Annotated in this window: 4 protein-coding genes and 1 pseudogene; all 5 read right to left on the reverse strand. The window is 43.8% G+C overall.

Translation table 11 applies throughout. From position 1 onward, the window contains the following. Positions 1 to 503: 503 nt before the first annotated feature. The gene (locus DU481_RS15325; protein ID WP_350135933.1) at positions 504 to 734 is read right to left on the reverse strand and encodes a hypothetical protein; all 231 of its coding nucleotides are present in this window, start codon (positions 732 to 734) and stop codon (positions 504 to 506) included. Between the two features lie 748 nt (positions 735 to 1,482). Beyond that, a complete protein-coding gene (locus tag DU481_RS15330) occupies positions 1,483 to 2,664 on the reverse strand; it encodes a site-specific integrase (RefSeq protein ID WP_350135934.1) in 1,182 nt (393 codons plus the stop codon). Between the two features lie 78 nt (positions 2,665 to 2,742). Beyond that, complete coding sequence (locus tag DU481_RS15335; protein WP_350135936.1) at positions 2,743 to 3,096, reverse strand: DUF1413 domain-containing protein; 354 nt, start codon at positions 3,094 to 3,096, stop codon at positions 2,743 to 2,745. Positions 3,097 to 3,489: 393 nt separating this feature from the next. After that, on the reverse strand, positions 3,490 to 6,039 hold the full coding sequence (locus DU481_RS15340) for a DNA-primase RepB domain-containing protein (protein WP_350135938.1): 2,550 nt from the start codon (positions 6,037 to 6,039) through the stop codon (positions 3,490 to 3,492). 78 nt (positions 6,040 to 6,117) lie between these two features. Beyond that, a pseudogene (locus tag DU481_RS15345) lies at positions 6,118 to 6,217 on the reverse strand (IS1595 family transposase); the annotation flags it as partial.

The following is a 6,217-nucleotide window of genomic DNA, read 5'->3' on the forward strand; positions in this document are numbered from 1 at the left end:
GGGTTTGATAAAGCCGCCAGATTTCCTGACGATCCAATAATGTTAAGCGAGTGCGTTTGTGTATGTTCATCTACAGTATTCTCCTGAATACTGTAAACAACGCTAGGAATTCTTACACTTAAGTTGATGGACTTTGCTAATTTGTGTTGCGCGGAATTGCTGACACTGCGCTTGCTTATTGGGTATTCATAAAGTAAAAAAGCACTTAAGATTTTATTCCTAAGTGCTTGTTTTTGGTAGGTCGTGGCAGATTCGAACTGCCGACCAACGGATTAAAAGTGTGGTGTGTTCTATATGCAAGTTTTGGACTCATGCTATTTCCTCAAATTCTTGATTATTTCTTTTATTACTATGAAAATCATCCCGACCGAAATAACGCAGAGAATCAATGCCAACAAGGCTTTTGTCATTACGAAAAAGGTACAGACACTAAAAACCAGTTCGCACGGCCATTCCAAAAAACTCATTTCATCCTATCCTTATACGATCTAATCTCAATAATCCTACCGTGCTTCACGGACTACGCCTGGCGTTGCATGCTTTATCAGCTTTATTGTTATGGCACCTAATGTTTCCACGCCAATACGAACCACTTCAATTATTTCATCTTTATCTGATAGATACTTGTCATGAATTTGAGAGTAGAGCGGTATTTCGCAATCCCATGTGATTTTTTCTGCTTCTCTATAGCTTGCTTCTCCTTTATTTATAATCGTAAGTCTGATATGAGGCAATCGTATCGCTCCTCATTACGTGCAAGATCCACATTACAGCTAACCGTGATAATGATGAGAGGAAGAAGGGAACCAATGAAGCCTAAATTACTCTAATTCTTTGAATCAACTCTCCCTTCTTTGATTCTATAACCGCATCAGCCAGTGCATAACGCATCAGTGCATAGCCGGATGGTTGTCCTTATTCTTTCGCCAGTAGAGTCAGTCGCAGCGACTACTCACAATGTTTACAGAGATTTAATTGGAAAATTCAAGAGATTAAATTTTTTAGAAAATAAAAAAGGACTATAAGTCTATGACCTGTAGTCCTTTTATTTGTTTTGGTAGGTCGTGGCAGATTCGAACTGCCGACCAACGGATTAAAAGAAGCACCCACCCGGAAATTTATGCCTGCAAAGTCGAAGAAAAGATAGCCACTTTTTTCGCATCGCCGCTTTTTACTAACTGAACCGAACCAATACCGAACCCGGACCACTCTATACTGCTTCGATTTTCGTACTTTTCGATTCAAAACAACCCAATACCGAAATTTCCACTGAACCGGTTCCGAACCCACCAGCCGGAAACCGAATGCTGGCGTGCAATTCCGGGAAATTCCCCCGGAACTGCCCCAAAATTGCCCATCTGCGAACTTCGGGGGCAACCGATGGGGGCAGCCATCACTGCCCCGAAACGGCCACACAGCGGCCAATTATGGGCGCGAGCGGGACCGGTTTTGGCCAGCCCGACCCGCAAATTTCACCCATTTTTACGCGGAGTTCGCCGTTGCCTCCTTGATTTTGACGGATGCACTTTGGGCAGCTTCATTCAAAACCTTAGTGGAAAGGTGAGAATAACGTTGCGTAACGACACTGGTACTGTGACCAAATATCTGCTGTACCTCATATAGCGTGCGACCGCTATTGACCAAAAAGGAGGCGTATTGATGGCGTAAGTCGTGCAAGCGCAGATGTTTTAGTCCTGCCTTCTCACGCAGCCGATGCCAAACTTTGTGGATATTGCAATAAGGCATGCCCGTCAGACGATTAATGAACAGATACTCAAATTTTCCTCGAGTATCCAATTGATTCAGAATTTCGATAGCACTCTCATTTAACGGCACTCCTCGTAATTTTTTGCTCTTGGCATTGGTTGCTCGGACGGTGAATATGCATTTACTCATATCCACATCACTCCATTTCGCCGATAGGACTTCGTTCAAGCGGCAACCTGTACTGAGCAAAAACAGAGCGATCTGGCAGATAGGCCGATTCTCATCGGTATGTAGCACTGTCAGCAAGCGTTCCAGTTCAGTATCATTGAGATAATGTTCAATCTTGTTGTCTTCATGAAACATCGGAACCCGTGCCACCGGATTTTTATCCAGCATCTCACAATCAATGGCCAGATTGAGAGAATGCTTCAATAATTTCAGATGATGATTGCAACTAGCAGCGGCCAATTTTTCATTTTTTAATGCCGTATGAAACGATTGAATCTGTTGCCTGGAGATTTCGTTGAGGCGCTTATGACCGAATACAGCCTTGATCCGTAGCCGGTATAGCTCCTCATCACGCTTCCAGGAACGTTTCCGGGGTATCACATAAGGCAAATAGTGTTTCTCGAAGAATTCAGCAAAAGTTAATACGGCCAACCGGGCTTTTTCTTCGGCGCGTGGATCGCTGCCCAAAGCAATCTCTGCTTTCAGGGTTTTGGCTTGTTTGCGTGCTTCGGCTAATGTGATTTCTGTCGTTCGGGCAATTTTCTGATGACAGGTTTTACCTGTGATGTCTTTATAGCGCAGATAGTAAGTGCCTTGGCCTGGGCTGGTAGCACGGACCTCTACGTACAAGCCCGGCAGTTCAGAATCGCAATACTCGATGCGTGATTTACCTTCTGGGCATTGCAGATTATTTCTAATAAAGCTTTCCGATAATTTTACAATCGGCATATAAGACTCCATGAATATTGATAGGTGAAAAAAGGGGTGATCAACAGCCGCAACCCCGGGTGGAGTTGCAGTCGCCGATTACTTGGAGAATTCGTACAACGCCAAATTTGCACCATTTGTTCCTACAGAGCGGAGGCGCACGCGACCTTTGCGCACCATGTCCACGACACATTTCCCCGCAAGGATGCGTTCACTTTTTTCTAAGGTATCCCAGAACTCCTTCCCGCATAGCTTCTTTGCTGTGTAGACTTGTTCGAACCCCAGATCTGGCACTGTTTTTTTTATCAATTGCAAGATCTGATCGTAAAACCGCTCTTCAACCCAAGTACCGTCATGAATTTGTATGTATCTGATTATATGAGAGTAATCGTGTTGTTCTGGAGTGACGATTTTGATATTTCCTGCGAGATTGTTGTCATTTAAGTTATCCATTTCATTTTCTCCTAAATTATTAATTAATATTTGAAAGGCTATTTATAAGAATCTTTCCGATTTCCGAGAATTGCCGCTAATCATGTGTTTTCTTTGTCAGGTAGCGGTAGCGTACGTCTCGGCAAAGGTGGTAAGGGGGCGAAAAGGTGGTGTTGCACTTTCGTTGCCCTGCATCGCACTGTGGCCCTTTACCACCTTTTTCACCTTTTTCCGCCGGGGTTCCAGAGAATGTCGTGAAGTTTTTTTGTGTCCAAAACTCTACGTGACATTTTTGTGGAACCTGCCGAAAAGAGGTGGTAAAGGTGGTGAAACACCCAGAAACGCAGTCAGGGTATGGATTTAGAGCTACCGCCTTTGTAACCACCTTTCTCACCTTTAACTATGTTAATGAAATTACAATTGGTTCTCCGGTTCGGCGGGTTTGGTTGATTCTGCGGTCATAGTCACTGACGGTTGCGGCGGATTAGGCGATACAAAGACCAGTGACCACGCTTTACGTCCGTCTGCCGTGGATTCCACGAATTTATAATTGCCGACAATTCGATTGGCATTCTTTTTGAGAAACCAACCAAATTTGGACGGATTGATTTCACCGCGATCTAATACCGGAAGCTCGCGAATTGCGTCCATTAGTTGCGAATGACTATTTATTGTTTGCTCGATAACTTTGCGAACAGTAATTGATCTTGAGCCAAATACATGATTCCATTCAGACATTAATGCTTTCAATAGCTGCGTGTCGGGATCATTGGTAATCTGATTGATAAGAGATGTAGCCGGGTCAGGTAAACCCATCCAAATGAGTGGGTGTCGGCAGTATTCAGACCAAGCCCCTGAATAAGTAGCAATATTTGGAACATCGGTACGCGGCGTACCTGCATTGCGATAAGCTTGGATGATCGTCAGAACCGCACTGACATATTTGCCCCGGTTTTTGCGTACTTTTTCTATTGGTGAGTTCCTGTACGTCATTGTGGCGGGGGTTGCACACCGAGGGTCCAGATTGATGGTTAATACGCGCCGCAAAAGATCACGTACCGGACCAACGTTGTTGCCAGATCCCAAAAAAAGAGTTCGTGTACTGACAGTTGCAGTCTTACTAACCCCCAAAATTCTGTCAGTAATTTGTTCAGCAGTTAACATGCGTTTTATAGTGCCGTGTGGTATCCAGTCGGTGTCCATATCATCAAACTCAATCACCGCTGGGTTAGTTAGTAGTAACGATAGAATCGTTTTTGTCGCTTCTTCTGATGTTGTTGGGTAACTAACTTTGGCATTTGCAGCTGGCCCGGCGAATATACCAATCAATTCGCAAAGATAAGTCTTCCCACTACTTGAAGTCGGTGCCCTCCCATGAAATGCTGGTGCATACGCTAATGTGGGTCGCGTCACTGCTGTGAAAATAGCGGAAAGCGCTGCTGATTTATCGATGTCTGATGCAAATCGGAATTCTGAAATCAAATCATCTAATAAAACTAGAGCCGATTGCGCAGCTTCAACGGTAGGTATTGGGATAGTAAACTGATTTGGATCAAATACTCCAAAAAGACGAGATACACTGTCATATCCTGGTTGGCTTACTAATTCACTATCCGTTTCACGAAAATATGGCTGACGTACTACCCCCCTTAATGGCGGCAGATATTTATAGCTTTGTGAGTCATAAAGTATCGCAACATGACGCTGTGGTGGATCACTGGGGATCCAAGATTTACTGCGCCCATCATACTTAACCCAGGCGGCAGCAACCGAAAGTTCCTTGGTCAAACTTTGTGTTGAAGAAGGAACAACTGATGCGTCTCCGGTAATCGGGTCAATAGTGATTGTTACAATTAGACCGCCGCTTTGAAAATAGCCACCCTTTATCGTTAATACATTTTCAGCGGCATCAATAATTCTGTGTAAATCACCACTGACAATCCGAATAACAGGCTTATTCTGTGCATCTGATTCGGTAATACCCAGAAAATCTATCAATTCCCGAATGTGAAATTTTTCACGATGAGAATGCTGGCAGCAGAAACCGCCTATGGGATACTCTTCGGAAGGTTCAAAATAAGCTGCACCACCGTCTAATTGATCGGTGTGTTCATGAACCCAAGGGCAGGTGACGTCGTGATTTCCCGACCTCAGTGGATTTTTATAAAGCCCACGTAATTTCAATGCGGTGATAACGGGATTTTCTTTGGATTTCGGTATTAGTACGTTCGATAGGCGATCTGGCTGCAAAGATTCTTCTGATACACGAGAGTGTGCTGGTTCAATATACTTCAGACTTAACTTATCAATTAATTCTTGCGGTGTGTAGCGTTTATCGAGATTCCATTCGATGAGGCGACAGTGAAATGGGTTGCCGTTGGAGTCCAAGTACTTGGTCTTACCGTTGATCCCTACAGGTAATCGTGCCCATCGGCAAATTCCCGATGAACCTGGATCGCACAGTTCCGCAGAAATTAAAGCCTTCAGCAAAACTTCCGCTTCTAAACTATTCGTAATTGGATCGGTGAGAATTATTCCTGCTTGATGATTTCCGGGGCTCGTTTCAACAAGCCATGAAAACTCGAATCCAGCGAATCGCTCCAATGGTACTTTTGTACCAATATCGTCAAGCATTAAAAAGTGGCAAGCGGCAAATTGTTCTTTTCGAACATTGAACAGATTGCCGTCCTCAGTATGGTAAAAACTCGAGCAATTCAGATAATTATTATTTTCATCACATAGATGTGCCAATTGACTTGTGACTTTCAAAGCTAGCCAACCCCCTTCTTCAGGATTTCCAGGCTTTGAGCAAACCGCTGCAAATGCGTTTCGCGGAATCCCATGAAATACAGCATCGATAAATTCGCAATTAGGAATTTTTAGTGGCGCTGTTGCGATGGTAAGTGCTTCTGGATTGCTTTCAAGCTCGGAAAATGGTGGGACGGTAATTTCTTTTTCTGTCATTGCGGCTCCTTTCATATTGTTGAAGAAGTCGCAATTTTTTCAGGGCAGATGTGATATTTGCGGATGGGTCTTAGGAAGTTAAAGCGGGTTTAAACGTAACAATTTAAGAATTTCATGATAGAGATTATCACGGCGATGATTAAAACGAAATTCGGTTTCTTTCAAGTGCAGGTAGAAA

Source organism: Nitrosomonas sp., assembly GCF_040240425.1.
In the GTDB taxonomy this organism is placed as follows: Bacteria; Pseudomonadota; Gammaproteobacteria; order Burkholderiales; family Nitrosomonadaceae; genus Nitrosomonas.